The sequence below is a fragment of the Bacillus sp. CH_70 genome, from assembly GCF_038007045.1.
GTDB lineage: Bacteria > Bacillota > Bacilli > Bacillales > Bacillaceae_G > Bacillus_A > Bacillus_A cereus.
Map to the genome: position 1 here is coordinate 133,003 of NZ_JBBOWL010000002.1, position 22,856 is coordinate 155,858.

Consider the following 22,856-nt stretch of genomic DNA (forward strand, 5'->3'; position numbering starts at 1 on the left):
ACATTGAGTGCGGAACCAAATCGCAACTTTGAAAATGAACATCATCCTGAAGCTGAACTAGAGAATGCTAAGCCTGCCTTGAAAAAGGCAGGCCATTCTTTAGGGAAGGCGGCTGGTAAAGGATCAAAAGTAGCGGGTAAAGCAGTTGCACAAGTAGGGAAGAAAGTAGCAGTTAAAGTAGCTCAAAAGGCAGCTACATTTGCTGTTGCAAAGCCATTATTAATAATAGCCAGTGTTATTCTGGCTGTTGTTGCAGGTTTAGGTATAGTGATATTTTTATTAACTGCTAGTATGAGTGAAGATGAAGTCAGTCCTGGAGGAATTGGTGGTCCTTTTGCCCCAGGGACTGCAAGTGTTAGTCCTGAAGTAATGAGATGGGAGCCGTTGGTAAGGAAACATGCGGCACAGCATGGTATTGAAGCAATGACGCCTTTAATTCTTGCTCTTATCCAACAAGAAAGTTCTGGAACACAATTAGATGTAATGCAAAGCTCGGAATCACAAGGGCATCCTCCAGGGTATTTTACTGATCCAGAGGAAAGTATAAAATATGGTTTAATGCATTTTGCTGATTGTCATAAAAAATCAAATGGTGATCAAAATACCACATTACAATGTTATAACTACGGAACTGGATACGCTAACTATGCAGTTTCGAAAGGTGGATATACACACGAGAATGCAAGAGCATTTTCTGCAGAGCAATCAGCTAAAAATGGGTATAAATGTGGTTCGTGGCGAAGTGCAGAGGCTGTAGCTAATAATTGGTGCTATGGTGATCCCGATTATGTCCCACATATTATGAGATACTATCAACCTGGACAAACTCCTGGTGGTTCTGGTGGAATTGCTGGTGGTAGTGTTTTAGGTGATGATGTATTCCAAGCAATTATGGCAGAAGCACTAAAGTATCAAGGATGGCCATATGTTTTTGGAGGGCGAACGCCAAATACATCATTTGACTGTAGTGGAATTATTGAGTATACGTATTCAAGGGTTGGTATTAATTTATTTGGTACTGCACAAACCCAATGGGATAAAACCCAACGTGTAACAGATCCTAAGCCAGGAGATTTAGTATTTTTCCATAGCACTTATGCTACAAGTAACTACATTACGCATGTTGGCATTTATGTAGGAAATAATACAATGTATCATGCTGGCGATCCAATTGGCTATGCTGATTTAAGTAAACCATATTTTCAACAGCATTTTGCGGGATATGGTCGTGTAGTTAGATAATAATGCATGTAACATCTAGCAACTTATGAAACTGCGAAAAGGAGGTGAATCATGAAGAAAATCACCATTATAATAGCAATTTTATTAATAGCTAGTGTAGGGTTTTTAATAAAATATCAATCTGATAACGAAAAACTTAAAACTGATAATATAAAATTAACGAAAAAAGTGGAAAAGGTGGAGGCACAATACAACGATACGAAAAAGGAATTGTTAGCTCTAAAGAGTAATAATCAACAACAAGTAAAGGAAGCTGCAGAACGATTTCTTAAAGCTTTCCGTACTTATGATACAGGTAAAGGCGAATCTTACCTTGCTAATATCGATGCATATATAACACCAAATGCAAAGAAAGAATTAACACCACCAGGTGGACCAACGCAATCTGCTCCAGGAACTGGAGATGAGAAAGAAAAGAAGAAAGTTTCATTTCAATCTGAATACACAGGTGGCGAGCTGTATTATGCATTTTTGGATACTACAAAAGCAAATGTATTAGCAAAAGTGAAAAGTAAAATTACAGTTAATGGTGTTTCATCTGATAATATGTCATTAATGCAAATAAATCTTATCTATGATGGAAATAAGAAATTATGGCTTGTCGACAAGCTTATACCTTTAGCAGATTTAAAAGATCGTATGCCTTAGGATTTGTACACACTTAACATGTAGATTAATAAAAAAATCCCCCCCTTTTTATTTTTTATAAGAGGGGAATTTTTGGGATTTTGTAAACTTAAAATAGGGACGTGAAGTAATTACTAATGTAGGGGTGTTTTATCTCTTCAATTATGTAGATAACACCTGATGTTAAGGGGTGATAAGTTGAAGAAAGGCACCTTAGGGTGTCTTTTTTTACATACATCGCATTTTTTAATAAAATGATATGGCTCATTTTATATAAAAATATTATAATATTAAATGATTTCATTATAATCATACAATCAGGGAGGATACACCATGTTGAAACATAAGATTTTTACGAAGTTTAAAAACAGTATTTCGCTGCATATAGTCTATTGCTAGCTATGATTATGATGACTGACTGCGAAGAAAAAGAAGATGCAGCGAATCAGCGACATTTAATTTATTTATCCTTATATAAGGAAAATACATATAAAAAGGCGGGAGAAATTTGAAAAAATTCTTGATGAGTTTTTCTATTTTATTAATCGCAACCTTATTATTCGGTTGCAGTAACGAAACATTTGATAAAGCGGTAGAACAGGGAAAATTAGCACTGGCAAATAAGGAATATACAAATGCAAATGCTTCATTTGAAATTGCATTAAAAGAAAAAAAGGACGAGGAAGTTCAAACTTTGCAAAAGCAAGCATCCAACATGGAAAAAGCGCTGATCGCAAAAGAAAAACTCGACATCGACAATGCAATTAAGTTATTCGACCAAGTTTCAACCATGAAAGACGGTTTAGAGATGGTGAAAAATGAGGCGAAGAAGGAGAAAGAAACACTCACTCAATATAAAGATAAACGTGAGAATTACAATAGAGAATTACAAACAGCTCAAGACCTTCTAAGCGAAAAGAAATTTGATGAATCAAAGGTAATATTGACAAAAGTACAACAAGAAACAACTTTAGATAAGATGTTCACGGAACAAAATCAAAAGGTAACGGAACAGTTAGAGAAGCTGGAAAAAGAGAAAAATGCAGCAGTGGAAGAAGAAAAACGACAAGAAGAGCAGAAAAAAGCAGCGGAGCAAAAGAAGCAACAACAAGCAAAAGAGCAACAAATAAAAGAGCAACAAGCAAAAGAACAGCAAAAGCAAACCGCTCAAAGCAGCAAACAAAAGCTCTCTCCTACAGATGCAGAAAACAAAGTTAGAAAAACTTTAAACATTACCAACAATCCTAAAGTTTACTGCCAATACGAAGGCGTTGAAGGTGAAGAGTATGTCATACATGTATATCAAATTGTGTCAGACGAAGAAGGCGGACATACAGCAACTTATGGTTGGTTCAATGTGAATTCTAATACTGGTGAAGTTCATAAAATGTAATTTTAAATCAAAATGATTACCTTTTTTATGGTGAAGTGGAAATCAGATGGGAGTCCAATACATATTATTAAAGTGGTTCAAGTCGGAGGAAGGCACCTTAGGGTGTCTTTTTTTCATTTCGACATAATATGACAAAATAGTTGTGATTATATTTGTTATGATAGTTCAGGTAAATCTTACATTTTAAACGCTGGGGGATACATACTATGAACAAAAAACTATTAACAACACTTACTTGTTTCGCTTTATTTATGGGATTAGCAGCATGTTCATCTAACGAGACAGCAAGTACTTCCAAAGAATCTAAAGCTGAGCAAGAAGCACAAAAGGAAGCTGAGAAAGCGAAGAAAGCTGAAGAAAAAGGGACTGTGAAAAAGGAGAAAGCTGAACAAGAGACGGCTGAAAAGCAAAGCAAACAGCAAGAAGAGGCTACAAAAAAGGAACAACCAACAACTACTTCTGGTAACACTATTAAAGGCTTAAAAGACGAACTATCCATTGGTATGCCATTTAAAGATTATCTTGCTAAAAAGAAATCATTAAATGTAGAGAATCCCTTCAGTATTTCACTCGGAAAAGGTAATGTAGGTAGTGTTCTTCAAGCTCAAGATGGAGTATTAGTTGTATGTATTGATGGAGAAAAGATATTCGATTTAAAAACATTTAAAAATGTTGATGAAGCTAAAGAATACGAAAAGAGCTTAAAAGTAAAACAATAGATTCGATTCATATTTCTCAATCACCAATATCACTTAATATTATAAAATATTATTTGGATGAAAGTCCAAATGCATATTATTAAAATTAAAGTGGTTAAAGTCGGAGGAAGACACCTTTGGGTGTCTTTTTTATGATTAGCAATAAGTTTTAAATTTTGCAATGACATCCAACGAGCTTATGAGAAGCCAGACGGACGTCAGCAAGGACGTTTTTCAAAACAAGTTTCATTGTACGTGAAAATGTTGCAAAACAACAAGGATATACTGTGATTTTATTTCATTGTAGAAGAAATTTTTCCCAAAGAAAAGAGGTAAAATTTTACTTGAATTTATCAATCCTACCAAGAGAACCATTCGGTTCTCTTTTTTTGTCTTTAGATGTTCCCCCAATTCTAAAGGGACAATTATCCATTATGTTCCCAAATAGATATAATACATCAAATGAATATCAAATTTATGTTAGGAGGAACGAACTTGAATGGATACTTTTATAGACAGAGTCCTGTGTTAGGCCCTATGCCTGACCCTTGGAGTCCTGTGTCAGGCCCTGTGCCTCACCCTTGGACACCTGAAAGACCGCCATGGTGGTGGTGGTATATTCCTAAACCAAAGCCTTGGCCACTACCAGATCCACCACCAGATCCATATGCTCATCCTTATAGTATACCGACACAACATTTTCAAACATATCAACAGTATCACCAATATCAACATCAACCATATAGGTGACTATTTTTTACTAATAGATAAAAAGGAGAGACTGGTACTCTCTTTTTTTACTTTTTCGACAAAATATGACAAAATAGTTGTAACTGGATTTGTTATGCTTGGGTTAAATCTTACATTTTTAAAGGGGATATTATATGGCTACTCCAAAATACACTAAAATTGATGAACGCTTTGGCATTATTGAATACCCAGTCACACTAACCGAAATGATTGAAATATCTAAAGAATTACCTAAAACTGAGCGTAAGTACTATCAGTTTGCTTTCGATGCTTTAAAGAAAGTTATGAAGGCAAAAGAAAATATCCACTGCTTTGAAGTTGCTAATCCTAAATTAACAAAAATGGGATTTATGGTTGTAGGGGAACATAATCTCTACCTCGTAATGATGAAAGGCGGATTTTTCGGAGGCGCTGAAGCTGAAGTAATTAAATACAAGGATATTAAAAACGTAGACTTCGATATTGCTCCAAATTTATTTGGCTTATCCAACGTGAATACTGGTGTTATTTACTTAAAAATAAAGAAAATGTTGGGTACAAAAAAGATGACGATTAGCAATATTCCTGATTACAACGTCGATGGAGTATTAAAAGCTATTCGTAATAAATTGAAATAAGCATTAGCACTCTAATGAGTGCTTTTATTTGTGAAATGATACAAACGAGGAGAAGAACAATGAAACTGATTTTATTTACAATATCTAACGAACAAATTAAAGAACAATTGAGCAAATTACAAACGAAAGTTGAATCTCTGGAAACTGTAAAGGATGTACAAGATAAGATCATTTCTGCTAAAGACAGCCAAATTACATTTTTACAAGGAGAAATCTCAAGTATTAGTAATTGGGTTATTTTTGTAGGCGGAGCCATAATAGCTTTAGCATCCGCTGCCTTTCTTTATATTAGATATTTAGAAAAGAAGGCTACCAAGAAAATCGAAGAAGCAGAAAACACATTACAATTAGTTACTACTAAGCTAGCAGAAGTTGAAAATTCAAGGCAACAAACCGAAAGTAACTTAACTGAATCAGATTCAAGAATAGAACAACTAGATGTATTGATTGGAAAATCAAACAATATAGCAACTATTGCTCAAGAAAAGATTGATAAATTAGAAGAAAAACACAAAGAGCTATACAATTTAGCGACTGCTACAACTGAAAATCAAAAAATAGATATGTCGATTAGAGAAATAAATATGCATCTAGATTTGTCTAAAAGTATTATCGATCAAATTTTTGCCTATCATGAAAATGTGATTAAAATATCCAAAAAACAAGAGGGAAAATTATTATATTTAAACCGTCAATATACATCACTTTTAACTACGTATCGAAGATTATTTTCAACTTTTACTGCTGATATAGTTGAAGGTCGAAAAATTGAAGATACAATAACTAATGGCACCAACACTCTGAAAATGAACAGTATAAATTTATATAAAGAGTGCATAGAACTTATCAATGAATTGGATCTATTATACTAAAAATATATATTTTCAACTGTATTTCTCAATGTACAAAACAACTTAACATGGTAAAATAATATTTGGATTGGCGTCCAATACATATTATTAAAATTAAAGTGGTTCAAGTCGGAGAAAGGCACCTTTGGGTGTCTTTTCTTTATGCATAAAAAAGCCTTATCTTCCTATAAAAAAGATAAGACCTTTATATACTACCTATTATCCGGTTCATCAGTTTCATAACACATTTAGCTTCTCCAAAAAGACCACCAGTGTCCTATTCTCCACCATAATACGCATACTTCCCAGGTGAACCATTATCTCGTATACTTGGATATGATTTTAGTTTATATTCATAAACCTAAAACATAAAAATATAACCAGATTACCATGATTAGAATTCCCATAACAGTAACTAATAGGAGTTTACCATCCGCACCTGTAATAACTTCTTTTAGATTTTCTTTTGCTTGTTGTTTCTTTTCTCCACTTGAAAAAAGATAAATAATGAAATAAGTAACCACTAAGAAGAATGAGAATATTATATCTATCATTACTTATGTACCTCCCTAATGCGTGCTATTAATTTCCTTATACGTTTTAAACTAAGATATCTGAAATCATAATGTTAATAAATATATCCCCCCGATTAAAAGTGCCGCAGCAAAGACTAATATTATTATTCCATCAGGACTATTAAGAATTTCTTTTATATGTTTTTTTGCTATTTGCTTAGTTTCTCCACTTGAAAAGAGATAAACAATGGAATGGAGAATTAGTAAGAAAAACGCCGTAACTAACTCTATCATGGTTTATGTACCTCCTAATATATATGTACCTTTAATTATCTAGTAATTTTCTTGCACCTTGTATCAGCCTGAGTAACTGGAATGTTTAGTTCAATAAAAACCAAATGATAAAAATTACTCCTATAACTGCTAAAGTTCCAAAAAAACCTACCAACATTTTTCCCTCAGGACCATTAATAAGCTCTTTTAAAACTTCTTTTGCTATTCGCTGACCTTTACCACTTAAAGTTATTGAAAGAATAAAGAATATTACCACTAATACAAATGAAAAAATTATTAGTTCCATGACTTGTATACCTCCCTAATATATGTTCGTTATTAATTAACCAATAATTTCCTTATACATTATACCAACTAGGGTACATAGAAGTATAACAAATTATTTTTATAATTTAATTTATTAATAGTAACGGCATTAATACAGGATAGTCCAATTCGGAAGAAGGCACCTTAGGGTGTCTTTTTTTCTACCTATAAACGTTTAATTGTTATATAATAATATCATTGTATTTTAGGAGGAACATAAATGAATAAAAAACTAATCATTGGAATTATCGCTGTACTAGTAGCTATCATTGCTTCCGTAGCTATTTTTAAAGATTCCAAATCAGAAGATATGAAACCTAAGTATTCACAAAAAGATATGGATAAACTTATCGATCAACACTTTAATGAACAGCAAGAATTAAAAACACAAATCAAAGAGTTGAAATCTAAAGTAGACTCCTATGAAAAAGAGCAAACTAGTTCACTTCAAAAAACTACACAGCCGAGTCAAGAAACACCTAAACCACAAGAACAAGAACAGCCTAAAAAAGAAGACGTAAAGCCGGAGTCTCAACCGGAAAAAAAAGAAGTACCTAAACCGGAACAAACTACTGGAACATTAGCGAATCCAGTAAAGAACATCGACAAAACAGAAGCTATGAATAAGGTTAAAGAAAAAGCTAAGAAAGACTTCCCAGATGATTATTCTACTCAAAATTATGTTGCAAATAAACAATCCAAAGCATTTGACTATTTAAATAACATTGAAATTAAATCGCAGGAAGAATTAAATATTATAAATAAGGCACTACGTGATTTTGCTACTGATTTTTCAACAGCAAAATATGTATATGAAAAACAAATGAAAGCTAAAGGTGAGCAAGAGGCCCAGTAATAATTTAATAAAATAGATAATAAATATGGTAAAATAATATTTGGATGGGAGTCCAATACATAGTATTAAAATTAAAGTGGTTCAAGTCGGAAGGCACCTTTGGGTGTCTTTTTTTATAAAAAAGGACTCATAAAACGCCTTGAATTATTTAATTTAAATATTTATATTATGTTAATACATTATAACTAAATATATTAATATGATATACTAAAAATTTGTTATAATTAGTAAAGAATTCTATTAATTAGATAGAGAGGATACAATATTATGGGTTATAAATTTCGTAGAATTATCCAGTTTTCCCCGGGTGTGAAAATTAACTTTACATACACAGGTATGGGAGGGAACTCTATTTCACTTGAATCAAGAACAACAACTTATGTACCTGGAACTGGAATCTCGTATACACCACGAATAGCTGAGTCAAACAACTATTATATACAACGAGGGTATCAAGGACCAAACACTTCCTATCCCACTATGGATGAACAAGATTACAATACGGTAAATGCATTTGAGCCAATAAAAGAAACCCAAACTTACCTTGTTACTGCTTTTCGTAAAAAGGATAATCAAGTAAACTCCGTAGGTAGAAAACTAATGAAACCACTTTCCATAATTACAGGCTTGTTTGCGGGCCTATTCTTAATTATGATGCTTATTATACCTGCTCTAATCATGGCATTCTTTTCTTTCCTATGCTATAAAAATATAAAAACACCATTTGCAGTTGTATGCCCAGAATGTGATGCTGAAAATCTATTCATTTTTGAAGAAGAGAAGATTGCTTGTCGTAAATGTGAGAGTACTCTTATAATCCAAAAATAAATGGTTCTCAAATTAACGTCTCTTTATTAGTCAAAACAATATAAATCTAATTATAAATATAAATAGATAAAAAAGAGGGATAAGTGAATATCATTATTAACTTTGAAGCGTTTAATCCAACTATAAACGACTTAGCTATCAAACTTGCTATGGTACTGTTTATACCGTTATTCTTAGCATTGATTGTCAAAGTGATACTTATGAAATTTATGAAAGAATCAATTGCTGGCAGATTAGCAAGTCTATCTTTGTTATTCTTTATGTACTATGTATTTAAATTTATTACAGCGTAAAAGGCACCTTTGGGTGTCTTTTTTCTGCATTAAAAATGCCTACCTATTTCCCTAGGTAGGCATTTTGTGACTTTGTATTTGCAAACGATGATATTATGACAAAACTCCTTAATCCCCAAACTCTCTGATCGTTCGTCTTCAATACGCTTAAAATGGTTCTATGTATACTAGTCTAAAGTACGAGCAGCTGCATAGAACGATCCAGAACCACCATTTCTGTGAGTAACTTTAAGCTTATATTTACCTTTTGGAAGAGTATTGTACGTATTTGTAAAACCCTTTCCTGCTGCTAACGATCCAGAACCAACAACATTACCTTTTGAGTCTTTTAAAGACCAGTTAAGTGTACCTTTAGTATTGTTTGTCATATGAACTCTCATATCTGCTTTTTTTACATGCTCGAACGATACTTCTCTTTCACCATTTATCAGACTGAAATCATCTTTAAGTATTTGGGTACGTTGGATAATTGGTGCTGAATTTTTAGTATTATCTACACCTTCTGTACTTGCTGATGCTGCTCCAATGCCTCCAGTTAATGCGATACCCGTTGCTAATGTTACTACTACTAATTTCTTAAACATAATAAATCCCCCTTAAATATGTTTTATAACTTGCACCTTAAATGTATCACTTTTGTATATTTTGTAAATATTTTCAATTTGTAGAAATGTTTATTTAATTATTAACAATATTGGGATTGCATTTTATCAAATGGAAAATAGAGGGATTTGAAGGGTTATGTAAAAATGCATAATAAATCAAGCAAATATCATGATATACTCTCAAAGAACTAATACAAAATTTCTTTAGATTGGAAAACTAAAGTCTTATCTACCTAAAAGGAAGGCGCCTTATGGCGTCTTTTCTCTATTTTCAAAAGGACCTGCTCAATTAATTCTTAAAAACATAAGGTAAAGTGAACCCATTAAAATCCATGGAATGAACCCTAGTTTTACCCTCTAATCTAAAGGAGGCACTATTGTTATGGGATATGGTGGTAGTTGCGGCGAAGGCTGCGGTTTCGCTGGAGGATTCGCTTTATTAGTTGTATTGTTTATTTTATTAATTATTATCGGATGCAGTTGTTTCTGCTAAAAACTATTGGAAAAGGCACCCTTATATGGGCGCCTTTTTGTATATTAAAAACCTACCTATTTCCATAGGCAGGCTAAATTTAATTTTGCACAATTGAGTTATAGCAAAATCATTTATATTGAGAGTAATTAAAATTAACTTAGTAATCCTAATACCCTAATAATCTCAATTGTTTTATTATCTTTTATTTTAAAATGAAGTCTTTTCCCTATACGTTCACTAATTACAATATTTCCAGAGGCTAATTTACGTAAATGTTGTACAATCAAATCTTCTGTAATTTTTGTTTGCTTACTTAAATCAGAAATAGACAACGATCCATATGTAATCAATTTACAAACAATTGATAATCGAGTAGAATTCCCTAATAGCCCTAAAACTTTTATACTTTCGGTATAGAAACTAAAATCCATATGAAAAGCATGTAACAGATCTTACAACCTCCTAAAATAAGATGAATATCAACCAAAATATCTTAACATAAAAATAGTAAAAAACACCCTAAAATATACCAATTGTTCATTGAGAAAAATGATACTTGAAAGGAATTCCAATACATATTATTAAAATTAAAGTGGTTCGAGTTGAAGGGAGGCACCTTAGGGTGTCTTTTTTAGTATAATACTTCTAAACAAATAGAAAAGCCTCATTAGTAGAGGCTTTTCATGATATATTCTATTATTTTCTTCCCTCATATAAAGCGACATATTTTCCACAAGATAATTTTTTCCAACCTTTAAAATAAAAAGTAATCCCATCTTCCTTGTATACATTATTAAACTTGTCACCAGGTTGAACAAGATATTTAGTATATACACCATTATTATAAGATACATGCGAGCTATAACATTCGTCATATGGAATATATACGTTTGCTGATGCTGCACCAATTCCTCCTGTCAATACAATACCTGCTGCTAATGCTCCTACTACTAACTTTTTGAACATAATAAATCCCCCTCAAATAATTTTTTAACTTGCACCTTAAATGTATCACTTTTGTTATTTTTGTAAATATTTTGAATTTGTAGAAATATTTATTTGAATCTTGTTAATATTGGTAATTCATTTTATCAAATGGAAAATAGAGGGATTTATTATGGTATGTAATAATGCATGTTCATTTAGAAAAAAATCGTGATAAAATCTAAGCACCTGTTCTATTTTTTCAGTTAAAATGGAAACCTTACTTCTTATTTACCCAAATGGGAGGCGCTTTATAGCGTCTTTTTTTATTTTCAAAGGGCCATGCTCATTTAATCCATAAAAACATAAAGTAATTTGAATCCATTAAAATACATGAGTGACTCCTTATTTTTCTCCTACTATTTAAAGGCGGAATTATTATGGGCTTTGGTGGTAGCTGCGGTGGCGGCTGTGGCTTTGCAGGAGGATTTGCTTTATTAGTTGTATTATTTATTTTATTAATTATTGTTGGAGCTTCTTGCTTCTGCTAAAAAACTATCGGAAAAGGCACTCTTATATGGGTGTCTTTTCTTTATAAAATTTACATTAAATTAATTAAACTTTATAAAGAGATGTAGTAAAATATAAATTGGGTGGAACCCAGATATATTTGTGCTGTAAGAAAAGTCTTATGTAGATTGAGTAGAGGAAGGCACCTTAGGGTGTTTTTTCTTTTTGTATATACTAAAAAGCCTTGCTATCTTATAACACGGTAAGACCTTTCAACAAACAATACTTGAAACTATATAAATTTTACTTCACATTAAGGTTAGGGAATATTATTATACTAATAAAGTGCTAAATAGTAGGTGTCGAAAATGGAATTTAATGATTTGGGTATTACCATTAAAGAACTTAGAATTAAAAAAAATATATCTCAATCCGAATTATGTCATGGAATATGTTCACAAAGTCAAATTAGCAAAATCGAAAAAGGTGTAATTTATCCATCTAGCATATTGCTATATCAATTATCAGAAAGACTTGGTGTTGATCCAAATAATATATTTGCATTAACTCAAAACAAAAAATTAAAATATATAGAGAATGTAAAATTCGTAATAAAAGATTGCTTAAAGCAAAAACAATATAAAGAACTTTATGAAATTGTGAAAAAAGAGAAAGATGAAAAAAATTTCCAGTCAAAAGAAGATAAACAATTTCTCCTATGGCATGAAGCAATTGCTGTATTTGAGGTGAACAGATCCATAAAAACTGCTTTAAATCTTTTAAATAATGCATTAAAACTAACTTTAACCAATGTTGATTTTTTATCAGAAAGAGAAATAGATATTATGCAGACAATGGTTATATTTTATGGGGAAAATAAAGAATATGAAAAAAGTATTACTATATCAAAAAGATGTTTAACTAATTTTAATAAGTTAGATTTTCCTAGAGATAAAGAAATTAAATTAAAAATCATTTTCAATTTAGCAAAAACTTTGACCTCCACATATCAACATGAAGAGGCAATAAAATACATTGATAAGGGCATCAAATTAGCAATTAATCTAAATACTTTATACCTATTAGGTGAACTATTCTATTTAAAAGGTCAGTGTTTATTAAAGATTAAACAACACAATGTAGAAGATGTTGTTTATAACTGGAAAAAGGCATTATTTATATTCGAACTAACCGAAAAAGAATATTATACAAAAGTGATACCAGATGAACTTATTGAAATACAAAATAAAAAACACTCATAATTTCGTAAAAACTACTTACAAATCCCTATAGTTTTTAAACTTAGAACTATATTATTAAAATTAAAGTGGTTCAAGTCGGAGGAAGGCACCTTAGGGTGTCTTTTCTTTATGCATAAAAAAGCCTCATCTTCCTATAGAAAAGATAAGGCCTTTATCAACTATTTAGTATAAATACATTTTGCTTCTTCAAAAAGACCACCAGTGTCCCATTCGCCACCATAATGAGCACAATTCAAAGGTGTACGATTGTTTCGCATACTTGGATTTGAAGGTGGTTTATAGCCATTATTTACAATACTACCAACACTAAATATTCCTCCAATTACAAATACCACAGCAACGATTAATAGTGTCTTCCTATTAGGACCAGTAACAATGTCGTTTACAACTTCTATTGCTTCTTGCTGAGTTTCACCTTTTGAAAATAATGAAAAAATAATAGAGATTATAAATATGAAAAATAGCACAATTATAAATTACAGAAAATATTTCTAAAAAGCTTAGTTTCTTAGCTAAAAGTAACAATAATTCAAGTAGGAGTATTATTTTTGAACTTTATAAATATTGAACGAGGGAGAGGAGATATTTTAATGGATTCAAAAACTTATGAAAAGCTACAGGGACTACATAGATATAAAGAGCCAATTCAAGCAGTATTGAGAACGGTTAAAAGACACGATAAAGACGACCCAGATACTGAATATGCTGAGTTTGCCCTTGAAAACGGTAAGATTATAGGGGTTTGTAAAAAAGAAGACTTCTCTGATTACTCTTTTAGGAGTATTACACACTTCACAGGTAATATTTTTAACGTAGTAATTACTCAAATATCTGATGAACTGGATGTAAATAAAGTTCAGGTTTCAGTAAAAGAAGCAAGCAGGAGATCTGCAGATGCGTTAATTCGAGAATTAATAGAATTGGAGCAAGATGAAAGACTGCAAGAGCCAACCTACGAAGCAGAAGTAACTGGATACAATATGAATGCTCAGGTTCCAACTATATTTTTACGCATTAATGGTGCAGAATGTTTCATGAAATTACATGAACTAAATTATGGAAGAGTGTATAAAAACGCTGTGGATCGCTATGCGCCTATTGGTGAACGCATCCCGGTTAAGGTTCTACAATTTAATCCGGAGCAACGACTAATTCATGTTTCTAGGAAAGTGGCAGTGGAAAATCCTTATCAGTTATTAGCTGAATTAGCTGAAGGGGATACAATTGTAGGAAGGGTTGTAAATGTTGACCCGCGTTTTGGAGTTTTTGTTGAATTGGACCAAGGCTGCACAATTAAAGGAATTGTCCCTAAAACAATCGAACAGCCAGTATTGGATGACGTAGTAAGTATGAGAATTGTAAGTATGGATGTAGAAAAAGAGAGAGGGTCGGGGGTTATCTTTAAGTTTCCATTTGGACGCAAAAAAGTTAACGATCCAACGGCGTTTTTATATAACTAATGAGCGCGCCGCAGGTTTCCGTACAAGAGAATGGAAAGGCGGTTCAATATTGGCTTAATAGGGACGAATCGTTATCACTTTGGGATGATCCCTCTTTACAGGGGGGACCAATTCTTCCAGATAAATTTAAACCACTCACAGATTTACGTAGTATATATGACAGAATTAATTCAGGTTTTATAAATGAAAAAGACAATTTAATACTAAAGCTTATTTGGGATTCATTAGCGATTACTGAAGCTCAAATTAAAAATTTTGTGGAATCTAAAATTAGTAGGTCACAGGTTTCAGAATCGCTGAAAAAACTAGTACTGTATGGATTTGTTAGTAGATGGGAGATAAAATCGGGGCTATTTCCGGATCAGCCCAAAACCTCTGCTCCAATCACATTAAATACTGCTGGTCATTTAATGATGTGGGCTTACCATAATCGCAACACAAACTATTCTTTGAAGCCAGAACAGTGGTTAAAACTTGGAGTAGCGGGGGTACAAAGATTTGTCACTATGAATCAAATAAAATATGAGTTTGCAATAGGCCAACAATTATTAAAAAACTGGTGCTGGTATCCTAAGTTACAAGGTACTGGTACTGGTTATAATCCAATTGCTGTTGGAGAAATTAAAACTCCAATTGGAAATCAAAACTTCATATTTGAAAGGGTACAACAAGGTCAGCGGTATGCAAAACATTTAAAATCGCGATTGAAAATTTGGGAAGAGCAAATTCAAAATGGACCAAATAATTTATTGAATTTCGAAAACACGAAGAGTTTACCAGGAATTTTTATATTATCAATATCTAATCTTGCTTTAGCAGAACATGTTAGAAAGGAGCTAATGTTAGACTTACGAAAGATTCCAATAATGCTTTTAATAGACGAATGCATTCACAGTGGGGGATTCGCAAAATCTTTTTATATTTCAACTCAAAACGGAATTCAGCAAGCACCATTACCATTTTTGAGATAACAAGAGCTGCTTCAGGTAAATATGCTGAAGCAGCTTTTTGTTGTTCTAACGATGAATCGATATGCACAACTCAACTTTTTTTGAGATATATCTAATTTTATTTTTTATAGATTTCAATTAGAGTTGTTTTAATGGAAAAACAATGTGTTGAATAGATAATTAAAGAAGGCTTTTCTACTCTTTCCTAGAATGAACAGTAATGTATAATCTACTGTCCCTAAATGTAGCAAGGAGGAAGTAAAATTTGAACAGGAGAATTTGGTTTATATTTACTTTTTTGGCTATTTTAGTAGCTAGTTATGTTGTTGTCCAATATTTTATTATGGATGGATTTCAAACAGGGCTTGTCAAAATGAAGCTTATGTTTGTATCAAAATTAAGTATTTTTTGGTACATTATGTTATTTATACATATTACGAATAGTATAGTAGCGTTAGTAATCGGTCCGTTTACATTATCCACAAAATTTAGAGGAAAGAATATCAACCGTCATCGAATAGTTGGGAGAATCTATATGATTGGTATATTATTAGGCGGCGTTTCAGGACTGTACTTATCCTTTTACGCTATGGGGGGATTGGTAGCAAAGCTTGGTTTTGGTTTGTTATCCGTATTTTGGCTAACATCAGCATATCAAGCATTAAATAAAGTTAAGAATAAGAAAATTCAAGACCATCGAAATTGGATAATTAGAAATTATTCCTTAACCTTTGCGGCAGTTACATTAAGAATTTGGCTACCTTTGTTTGTATTACTATTTGGATTAGAGCAGTTTGAAGTTAGTTACACTATTATTGCTTGGTTAGCATGGGTACCAAATTTAATTATTGCAGAATTATTTATAAGACAAAAACTTAATAAAGGACAATACCTGGAAAATGAGGATTTACATTTTTGATACAAATCTGATGTAATGTTGAGGACAGAATTCTTCAGCAATTCAATGTTTGTTTAATAATTTTTCCCGTTGAGATTATGGAGTAAGCTATCGCGACGTTAGCGAAAAAATAAAGGACCTATTGGAGCCGTGAACTACTCGCCACTTAGCAAAGTATGATGTGGGAGCCTCTCAGTTCCACAAAGAAAGTAATCTTTCATCTCCCTAAGCTTTACTTGTGGGGCCACCCTAGATGCCCAACGCTTTGACGCTCCCTTGGTATGGTTGATATGAACCGCATGGATTGGTTTTCGCACCCTGTTTACTTCTTGCAACCGCATATATCAAGTTATCAAAGAACTTCATATAGCTAGTCTATCAAATGTTTTGGCTATGCCAAACCGAAATTCATTTCCCATTTAACCACTTCACATTCTTTGAGGAAAGAGCCTTCTTGGCTAAAATGATAAGAACCTATTTGGAAGCAATGTCTAACTGGCTAATATAACCGGTGTTGATTTGGTGAAATATTTTAGAAGGGGGATGTAATTATGAGAGTATTTTTATCCAGAGATGCAGCGATGAACATGGATTTAAGACAACTTGAATTAAATACTACGTATGCACTTATAAATTATGGTGAGCTAAAAACTGCTCTTATGCAGAAGGTTCAAATAAATATTACTAAAATTGAAGATATGAAACTTAAAGTAGAAGTCATTGAAGAGAGAGAAGGACCAAAGGTGTATGGTTTTTTAATTAAAGACTTTTTTGATGAATTAGTCAAAGGAGTAGAAAATCATCCAAAATTTAATTTAACATACTATGACATTGATGATGCTAAAGGTATTGTATCCTATGATTTCAATCTAAATTCAAAGACACCTGATATGGAGATTAACAAATTTATCGATTTTGTAGAGAGGGAAATTACTGGAGTACATTTAGAAGTTTTTAAAGCTTTTAATTTACCAAAAAACAGACCGGAATAGTTAGATCATGTCGTAATACGTGAAAGGGAAAGGCTATTAATTGTAATGCCCTTTTTACTAGAGTATGTATGAATCAATTACCTCAGATGTAAACAAACATTAGAGTTATTGATGGGTTGTATAATATTATGTAATTACATATAGGAGCTGGGTAAATGAAAATAGTTGCATGGAATGCAGGCATGGCATTTAGGAAGAAAATCGAAAAAATATTACCGCTTAAGGCAAACATATTAGTAATTTCAGAGTGTGAAAAGCCGGAAAAATGGGGACAGATTATAGATGAAAAAGGTATTGATGATTTTTTATGGGAAGGGGATAATCCAAACAAGGGTATTGGAATAATTACTTTTGATGAAAGGTATCAAATTGAAATTCATCCTGATTATGATAAATCATTCCGCTATATCATTCCATTAAAAGTCACTGGTGAACAGGAATTTATTATGTTTGCAGTTTGGTCACAAAAGGGTGAAAACCGTTATAGTAGTTACATAGGTCAAATATATTTAGCTTTAGAGAAATATGCTTCTTTGCTAAAGGATCCATGTATTATTGTAGGTGACTGGAATAGTAATAAGGTATTTGATCATATAAAAAGAGTTAAGACACATTCTGAGGTTGTTGAATTTCTTGAAGGATTTGGAATTAAGAGTGCATATCATCATCTTTCTAAGAAAGAACAAGGTGAAGAGTTGAAAGCGACCCATTATTTTAGAAAAGAAAAAGCCAGACCATTTCATATTGATTGTCTATTTGCTTCTAAAATATTCCTTAACGAATTAGAATCTATTGAAATAGGTTCTTATGAGGAGTGGATTGATTTTAGTGATCATATGCCAATAATTGCTGAATTTAATAGGTGAAAAATAATTTTATAGTATCTTAAATTATAAAAACCACCTATTAAAAAATAGGTGGTTTTTATGTGAATTTTAAATACAAATAATATTCTATTATTCATTTTATATTAAAAGTTACTAATTCGCATTATACCCGTATTCACGTGTACCCAACTTTTCCTTATAAATATTTTCAATATCTAGTATTTCATCAATAGTAATTGTTTTGGGTAAAGTACGTAATATCGAAAAAAGAAAATCTTGTTTACGTTCTGGATTATTTTCTAATAGCTCAATTAATTGCTTATTACCACCATGTCCAGTTTTAGCGTAAGATTCCCATCTTCCCCATATACCGCCTTTTCCTATTCCACCATATGCATTTGCTTTACCTACATATAATTTCCCTGTTTCTCTATCTAAAATTGAATAGATTCCTGCTACTGAGGAAAGCATTTTACACCAAGTGGAGTTAACATCAGGGTTATCGTATAATTTTTTTAAATCGTTGTATGTAAGTGTAAAATCCAAAAAGCCTGGAAACTTACGAATTGCTCCTTTTTGAATTATTTCTATGATATCAAATTGTTTTCTCTTTCTGGATGTATTTACCTTTTTTTTTGGTGCAAACCACATATGAAATGTTCGCTCAGACCAATTAATGATTATTCTATCCTCGAGTTCCTCAAAGCCTTTGGCTTTTTCCATTTCATAATAATATTCATTACCCTTTTTATACTCAGGTTTCATCCAATCATAAAGTTTATCAGTAATGAATTTTTTGGGGGTGCATTTGCTTAACACTTTGTAAACACCTATAAATACAGCTTTTTTACCTTCTTCAAAGTCTAGGAAGCTAACCACATATTCACATTCTCCAAACACATCGTCTTTTTGATGTTTCTGGTATAACTCTAATTGTCCTTTTTCATATAAATCAACAACATCAATTCTCCCCTCATCTTTATGTCGAACGATTTTAATGTTTTTAGTTAAATCTAAGCCGTAACTTGCTAACATATTCTCTACAGTAAGCATAATTCCCCTCCTACTAATATGATAGTACTATTAGGGTAAAGAAACATCATAATTTTTACTGATAGAATTTCTATTATAGGTGCAGTAGACGGATATAATAGCCCAACTTGCTGCTTCATTTGTAACAGTTGTTTTTGCCTGCAGTGGTTCGTAATATGCTAGATTACACTTGAATTAAAATTTGATTTATACTAAATCAAATTGAATAATTTTAGATTTATAGTTAAAATAAAAGTATACTTTTTAGTTTTTTTTATATCCACAAATATCAGCGGTCTTTCGGACTGAGATTTAAGCTTAAAGTGCTTAAATCTTTATCCGAGGACCGCTTTTTTGTGGTATTAAAAAGTAAAAATATTAAAGGGAGATGTATTTATGAGTAATATCGGTAACAAGTTAAGAAGTGGCTTTTTCGCGACGCCGGAGCAACAAGGAAAATATCTAGTTGAACTATTTAATAAACCAAAAGGTTCAATAAATATTTTTGATCCAACTTGTGGCGAAGGGCGAATATTAAAGCAAATAGCGAAGCATTTAGATAATGATGAAAATCAAATAAAAACATACGGAGTTGAGGTAGATAAGGCTCGAAGCAAAGTTGCTATGGAATTACTGGATTACTGCAGTAATGCAGCTATTGAGACAATGGTAGTACAGCGAAATGCTTTTCAGCTTATTTATTTAAATCTACCTTATGATTTTGAAATGCTTGGTGCAGATGATGTAGAAGGTGCTAAAAGAAAGGAATTTATTGAATTAGATAGAGCTGATACTAAATTAAAGGGGCAAAAAGAATTTTTAATTATGGACCCTGATGGTTATCTATTAAGATTTGTTCAAAATTTAGGTGGAAAAGATGTTGAGGCAGATTAAGATATGTAAAATAGGATGAAAATTTAGTAAATGGAGCAAGCTACTTTTTTCAATAAGAGGCATTAGTTGAAGAAGAATTAACCAACTTTATTATTTTTATAAATTACAGGCTACAACAATTAAATTTAATTTTAAATAACTTTAAAACCACCTACAAGTTAATTTAGTAGGTGGTTATTACATTTCTTAGACTTAAAATTAAACAACTTTATTGTCACTGAACACATTGTTAGATCGATTGCATAATTCGTGCGAGTTCTTTTTCTAAAGCAGCGGGCTCGTTTGCATAATTGTAAATCCCTAAAAACTTCTCTATAGCCTCTGGATGGGAACTGATTAGCTTATTGACAGCATCCTGTTGTTCAGATATGCGTTCATTCTTCGAAATTTGGCATCCCATGTGAAACCGAACCATAAACTCATCTTCTAGTGCCTTTTGATATTCTTCAGACATTTGATTTGATTGATCGGATTGTGCCTTATATTTTGATAGAATATTGGATAATATACGTGCTCCATATATAGCATCATGGATACCCTGCGCCATGCCAGGATCTTTAAAACAAACTGCATCTCCAACCAACGCCCATCCTTTTCCCATTCCTTTATACCAGTAATTATCATATCCGAGAATGCCTTTGACCGGTTCTACTAGTTCTGTATTTTTCAAGCGCACCCCAATTGTTGTATTCGGAAAGTTATCTGTAAAGAAATTGCGTAGACAGCTTTCCGGATTTAATTTCAACCGTTCTATCAATTCCTTATTTTCTAATGGGAAAATGCCGACAATTACATATAAATCATCATTCGTCGGAAAGAGAATGGCTGTGTTATCTTTTATCTTGTATACTTCAAATTTAGGGACATTATCGTGGCGAAATCCAGAGAAATACCCAAAATAGATGCCGACTGTTGCCGGAATACTTATTTTGAGTTCACTTTTTACCAGCTTGCGAATAATAGAGGATCGGCCGTCTGCCCCGACTACCAGGCGAGCTAAAAATTCTTGTTTCTCGTTGTCGCCGTCTAAACCTTTCACGCCTATCACTGTTTCGTCATCACGGATGACATCCGTCACACGAAACCCTTCTAAAACAGTTACATTCATTTGGGATTTGGCTTGTTCAAGTAGAATATGATCGAGATAAGTTCTTTTAATACAATAACAACTTTCCTCTCCGTAAACCTCAGGGATGAGACCTTCTATCACGGTATCCTCAAATTGAAATTTAATATCCCGTACCGGCGTTACTTTTGTTTCCAATAACTTGTCCAGGACACCGATTTCTCGAAGAAGAGCGGCAGTATTATTGAAAAAGGTATGGGTTGATAATGTGTCCCTTGGAAAATTCGCTCGGTCCACTAACAACACATGGAAACCTGCCTTAGCAAGATAAATTGCCAGGGTAGAGCCGGCACATCTAGCACCGGTAATAATGACATCATACGTCTTATTCATCGTATCACTCCATTTTCAAGTACAATTATTAACTTGCTTATCCATTAGTAGAGTTCTAAAGTTAATGCCCCTACGAGTTAAAGTAATGGGGAAAATTGATAAGAATGCACTACATACATAAAGTATGGAAGCTAAAACGAAATAAGTACAGAAAAAATTGGACATATGACTTACAATTTATATACATTTATATAATCATAATGAAGCAGAAGACGCATTATTTAAAATAATATTTCGCAAGACTATAAGGAGTATCGTCAGCATTTCGGAAAAAACTATGTTCTCCCAAAAATACAAAAAACCGTCCATCTGATGTGCACCCCAATTGTTAGACACGAAAGACAATTGGAGGTGTACTTTTTACATAATTGCCGTTCTCTTATAATTTAAAGTTAAAAGGAGTAAAAAATGCATACAATTAATAAAATCTTAAGCGATTTTGCCGATATAAATACAGACGAATATGTAAGTAATTATTATGAGCTTAGTATTATGTCAGAAAATAAAAAGGACAATATTTTTGAACTTGCTAAAAAAGCGACATACGCTACTAGTAATGATATATTAGAACTCATCTGCTTGAAAGAATGGAAAAAGAAATTCCTAATTTGCCAATATCCCAATGGAGAGTCTACTTGGTTTGGAAAAATACCGTACGGATATGATTTAAATGGATTGACTCCCAAGGAATTTATAATAGGGCAGTTATTAAATGTATTCAAGCAAGAACCAGATGAGGTTTATTGGATTAAATTAGATCCAGGAGGTTATTATGCATGCTGTTATGAAGAATATTTGTTTAAGACAGACAAAGGTATTTATTTTTTTAGTATGCAAGTACACGATTGAATAATCGGGATTTGAAATATAGTTTTATTCAAAAAGATTTATAATCTAATAATAAAGAAGAAGTCTCCAGGTCAAGGGAATAAGAATTAAATGAAGAATACAGATAGTCCAAGTGAATTTTGTATTTTTCTTAATTCCTATTATGTTTTTGAAAAGAAAATTAAAAAACCAAGCACCTAAAATTGTAACAGTTAACTCAAAAATCGTAATTATCCATTCTAGTATAGTATGTTCTACATCAGGAGAAGCGCCAGCCATACCAAGAACAACTATAACTGGGAGTGAGGGTATGTAAACAAGTAAATAAGAAAAAAAGTAAAAAATATACTTTATCAATGTTTTTCCTTCCATAGAATCCACCCCTAAAATAGAAATAATAGTTAAAGATGAATTATCAAACATACTCAAAAGTTACACATGTTATATTTTAAGTATATAAAATAGTGCTT

Annotated in this window: 30 protein-coding genes and 1 pseudogene; 21 read left to right on the forward strand and 10 right to left on the reverse strand. The window is 32.3% G+C overall.

The genetic code is table 11. The features are described 5' to 3' along the window. Nucleotides 1–3: 3 nt before the first annotated feature. From N2V79_RS27610 to N2V79_RS27645, 8 genes and pseudogenes are all read left to right on the forward strand, one after another. Nucleotides 4–1,242 (forward strand): bifunctional lytic transglycosylase/C40 family peptidase, encoded by a 1,239-nt coding sequence (locus tag N2V79_RS27610; RefSeq protein ID WP_340720414.1) that lies wholly within the window; start codon nt 4–6, stop codon nt 1,240–1,242. A 51-nt stretch (nt 1,243–1,293) separates the two neighbouring features. After that, nucleotides 1,294–1,890: a hypothetical protein gene (locus tag N2V79_RS27615; RefSeq protein WP_087967559.1), complete on the forward strand. Its 597-nt coding sequence runs from the start codon at nt 1,294–1,296 to the stop codon at nt 1,888–1,890. A gap of 487 nt (nt 1,891–2,377) precedes the next feature. After that, nucleotides 2,378–3,262 carry a hypothetical protein gene (locus N2V79_RS27620; protein WP_340720415.1) on the forward strand — a complete coding sequence of 295 codons (885 nt, stop codon included), beginning with the start codon at nt 2,378–2,380 and terminating at the stop codon, nt 3,260–3,262. Nucleotides 3,263–3,468: 206 nt separating this feature from the next. Further along, nucleotides 3,469–3,981, forward strand: coding sequence for a hypothetical protein (locus N2V79_RS27625; RefSeq protein WP_340720416.1), 513 nt, complete (start codon nt 3,469–3,471; stop codon nt 3,979–3,981). Nucleotides 3,982–4,140: 159 nt separating this feature from the next. Beyond that, nucleotides 4,141–4,251, forward strand: a pseudogene (locus N2V79_RS27630) (XRE family transcriptional regulator); the annotation flags it as partial. A gap of 204 nt (nt 4,252–4,455) precedes the next feature. Beyond that, nucleotides 4,456–4,710: a hypothetical protein gene (locus tag N2V79_RS27635; protein WP_340720417.1), complete on the forward strand. Its 255-nt coding sequence runs from the start codon at nt 4,456–4,458 to the stop codon at nt 4,708–4,710. 134 nt (nt 4,711–4,844) lie between these two features. Beyond that, nucleotides 4,845–5,327 carry a PH domain-containing protein gene (locus N2V79_RS27640; protein ID WP_340720418.1) on the forward strand — a complete coding sequence of 161 codons (483 nt, stop codon included), beginning with the start codon at nt 4,845–4,847 and terminating at the stop codon, nt 5,325–5,327. A gap of 59 nt (nt 5,328–5,386) precedes the next feature. Then, on the forward strand, nt 5,387–6,199 hold the full coding sequence (locus tag N2V79_RS27645; protein WP_340720419.1) for a hypothetical protein: 813 nt from the start codon (nt 5,387–5,389) through the stop codon (nt 6,197–6,199). A gap of 332 nt (nt 6,200–6,531) precedes the next feature. On the opposite strand, the gene N2V79_RS27650 is transcribed toward N2V79_RS27645, so the two are convergent. The 3 genes from N2V79_RS27650 to N2V79_RS27660 form a co-directional block, all read right to left on the reverse strand. Further along, complete coding sequence (locus tag N2V79_RS27650) at nt 6,532–6,732, reverse strand: hypothetical protein (RefSeq protein WP_000565400.1); 201 nt, start codon at nt 6,730–6,732, stop codon at nt 6,532–6,534. Nucleotides 6,733–6,798: 66 nt separating this feature from the next. Next, nucleotides 6,799–6,987 carry a hypothetical protein gene (locus tag N2V79_RS27655; protein WP_000571721.1) on the reverse strand — a complete coding sequence of 63 codons (189 nt, stop codon included), beginning with the start codon at nt 6,985–6,987 and terminating at the stop codon, nt 6,799–6,801. A gap of 85 nt (nt 6,988–7,072) precedes the next feature. Further along, complete coding sequence (locus N2V79_RS27660; RefSeq protein WP_000420155.1) at nt 7,073–7,273, reverse strand: hypothetical protein; 201 nt, start codon at nt 7,271–7,273, stop codon at nt 7,073–7,075. A gap of 240 nt (nt 7,274–7,513) precedes the next feature. On the opposite strand from N2V79_RS27660, the gene N2V79_RS27665 reads away from it, so the two are divergent. The 3 genes from N2V79_RS27665 (at nt 7,514) to N2V79_RS27675 (ending at nt 9,270) form a co-directional block, all read left to right on the forward strand. After that, nucleotides 7,514–8,149 (forward strand): hypothetical protein, encoded by a 636-nt coding sequence (locus N2V79_RS27665; protein ID WP_340720420.1) that lies wholly within the window; start codon nt 7,514–7,516, stop codon nt 8,147–8,149. 267 nt (nt 8,150–8,416) lie between these two features. Further along, entirely contained in the window at nt 8,417–8,977 is a 561-nt protein-coding gene (locus N2V79_RS27670; protein WP_340720421.1) for a DUF4236 domain-containing protein, read from the forward strand. Between the two features lie 83 nt (nt 8,978–9,060). Beyond that, complete coding sequence (locus tag N2V79_RS27675; RefSeq protein WP_001021325.1) at nt 9,061–9,270, forward strand: hypothetical protein; 210 nt, start codon at nt 9,061–9,063, stop codon at nt 9,268–9,270. Nucleotides 9,271–9,437: 167 nt separating this feature from the next. Here N2V79_RS27675 and N2V79_RS27680 read toward each other — a convergent pair whose 3' ends face one another. Continuing rightward, nucleotides 9,438–9,854, reverse strand: a complete 417-nt coding sequence (locus tag N2V79_RS27680) for a hypothetical protein (RefSeq protein WP_340720422.1) — start codon at nt 9,852–9,854, stop codon at nt 9,438–9,440. Nucleotides 9,855–10,257: 403 nt separating this feature from the next. Here N2V79_RS27680 and N2V79_RS27685 point away from each other — a divergent pair, with 403 nt between their 5' ends. After that, entirely contained in the window at nt 10,258–10,368 is a 111-nt protein-coding gene (locus tag N2V79_RS27685) for a YjcZ family sporulation protein (protein WP_000540371.1), read from the forward strand. Nucleotides 10,369–10,502: 134 nt separating this feature from the next. Here N2V79_RS27685 and N2V79_RS27690 read toward each other — a convergent pair whose 3' ends face one another. Together N2V79_RS27690 and N2V79_RS27695 are read right to left on the reverse strand one after the other, a co-directional pair. Next, nucleotides 10,503–10,781, reverse strand: a complete 279-nt coding sequence (locus N2V79_RS27690) for an ArsR/SmtB family transcription factor (protein WP_139848241.1) — start codon at nt 10,779–10,781, stop codon at nt 10,503–10,505. A 265-nt stretch (nt 10,782–11,046) separates the two neighbouring features. After that, nucleotides 11,047–11,316 (reverse strand): LCI fold-containing protein, encoded by a 270-nt coding sequence (locus N2V79_RS27695; RefSeq protein ID WP_000473809.1) that lies wholly within the window; start codon nt 11,314–11,316, stop codon nt 11,047–11,049. 398 nt (nt 11,317–11,714) lie between these two features. Between N2V79_RS27695 and N2V79_RS27700 the strand changes: the two genes are divergently transcribed. Continuing rightward, complete coding sequence (locus tag N2V79_RS27700; RefSeq protein WP_000505681.1) at nt 11,715–11,825, forward strand: YjcZ family sporulation protein; 111 nt, start codon at nt 11,715–11,717, stop codon at nt 11,823–11,825. A 327-nt stretch (nt 11,826–12,152) separates the two neighbouring features. Beyond that, entirely contained in the window at nt 12,153–13,046 is an 894-nt protein-coding gene (locus N2V79_RS27705) for a helix-turn-helix domain-containing protein (protein WP_340720423.1), read from the forward strand. Nucleotides 13,047–13,204: 158 nt separating this feature from the next. Here the strand turns inward: N2V79_RS27705 and N2V79_RS27710 are convergent, their stop codons facing one another. Further along, a complete protein-coding gene (locus N2V79_RS27710) occupies nt 13,205–13,513 on the reverse strand; it encodes a hypothetical protein (protein WP_340720424.1) in 309 nt (102 codons plus the stop codon). A gap of 123 nt (nt 13,514–13,636) precedes the next feature. Here N2V79_RS27710 and N2V79_RS27715 point away from each other — a divergent pair, with 123 nt between their 5' ends. The 5 genes from N2V79_RS27715 to N2V79_RS27735 all read left to right on the forward strand — a co-directional run bounded on the left by N2V79_RS27715 (nt 13,637) and on the right by N2V79_RS27735 (nt 18,212). After that, nucleotides 13,637–14,506, forward strand: a complete 870-nt coding sequence (locus N2V79_RS27715; RefSeq protein WP_340720425.1) for an RNA-binding protein — start codon at nt 13,637–13,639, stop codon at nt 14,504–14,506. Continuing rightward, nucleotides 14,506–15,477 carry a hypothetical protein gene (locus tag N2V79_RS27720; RefSeq protein ID WP_340720426.1) on the forward strand — a complete coding sequence of 324 codons (972 nt, stop codon included), beginning with the start codon at nt 14,506–14,508 and terminating at the stop codon, nt 15,475–15,477. Before N2V79_RS27715 ends, N2V79_RS27720 begins: the two co-directional genes overlap by 1 nt. Nucleotides 15,478–15,721: 244 nt before the next feature. Further along, entirely contained in the window at nt 15,722–16,375 is a 654-nt protein-coding gene (locus N2V79_RS27725; RefSeq protein ID WP_109737697.1) for a DUF2306 domain-containing protein, read from the forward strand. Between the two features lie 530 nt (nt 16,376–16,905). Next, nucleotides 16,906–17,346 (forward strand): hypothetical protein, encoded by a 441-nt coding sequence (locus N2V79_RS27730; protein WP_109737696.1) that lies wholly within the window; start codon nt 16,906–16,908, stop codon nt 17,344–17,346. Between the two features lie 155 nt (nt 17,347–17,501). After that, the gene (locus N2V79_RS27735; RefSeq protein WP_109737695.1) at nt 17,502–18,212 is read left to right on the forward strand and encodes a hypothetical protein; all 711 of its coding nucleotides are present in this window, start codon (nt 17,502–17,504) and stop codon (nt 18,210–18,212) included. A gap of 114 nt (nt 18,213–18,326) precedes the next feature. Here the strand turns inward: N2V79_RS27735 and N2V79_RS27740 are convergent, their stop codons facing one another. Beyond that, nucleotides 18,327–19,226, reverse strand: a complete 900-nt coding sequence (locus N2V79_RS27740) for a GIY-YIG nuclease family protein (RefSeq protein WP_340720427.1) — start codon at nt 19,224–19,226, stop codon at nt 18,327–18,329. Between the two features lie 375 nt (nt 19,227–19,601). On the opposite strand from N2V79_RS27740, the gene N2V79_RS27745 reads away from it, so the two are divergent. Then, nucleotides 19,602–20,099, forward strand: a complete 498-nt coding sequence (locus N2V79_RS27745) for a DUF6094 domain-containing protein (protein WP_109737694.1) — start codon at nt 19,602–19,604, stop codon at nt 20,097–20,099. Nucleotides 20,100–20,328: 229 nt separating this feature from the next. Here the strand turns inward: N2V79_RS27745 and N2V79_RS27750 are convergent, their stop codons facing one another. After that, nucleotides 20,329–21,558, reverse strand: coding sequence for an NAD(P)/FAD-dependent oxidoreductase (locus N2V79_RS27750; RefSeq protein WP_340720428.1), 1,230 nt, complete (start codon nt 21,556–21,558; stop codon nt 20,329–20,331). 408 nt (nt 21,559–21,966) lie between these two features. On the opposite strand from N2V79_RS27750, the gene N2V79_RS27755 reads away from it, so the two are divergent. Beyond that, nucleotides 21,967–22,407, forward strand: coding sequence for a hypothetical protein (locus tag N2V79_RS27755; protein ID WP_109737186.1), 441 nt, complete (start codon nt 21,967–21,969; stop codon nt 22,405–22,407). Between the two features lie 45 nt (nt 22,408–22,452). Here the strand turns inward: N2V79_RS27755 and N2V79_RS27760 are convergent, their stop codons facing one another. Then, nucleotides 22,453–22,758 (reverse strand): hypothetical protein, encoded by a 306-nt coding sequence (locus tag N2V79_RS27760; protein ID WP_176549305.1) that lies wholly within the window; start codon nt 22,756–22,758, stop codon nt 22,453–22,455. Nucleotides 22,759–22,856 lie beyond the last annotated feature (98 nt).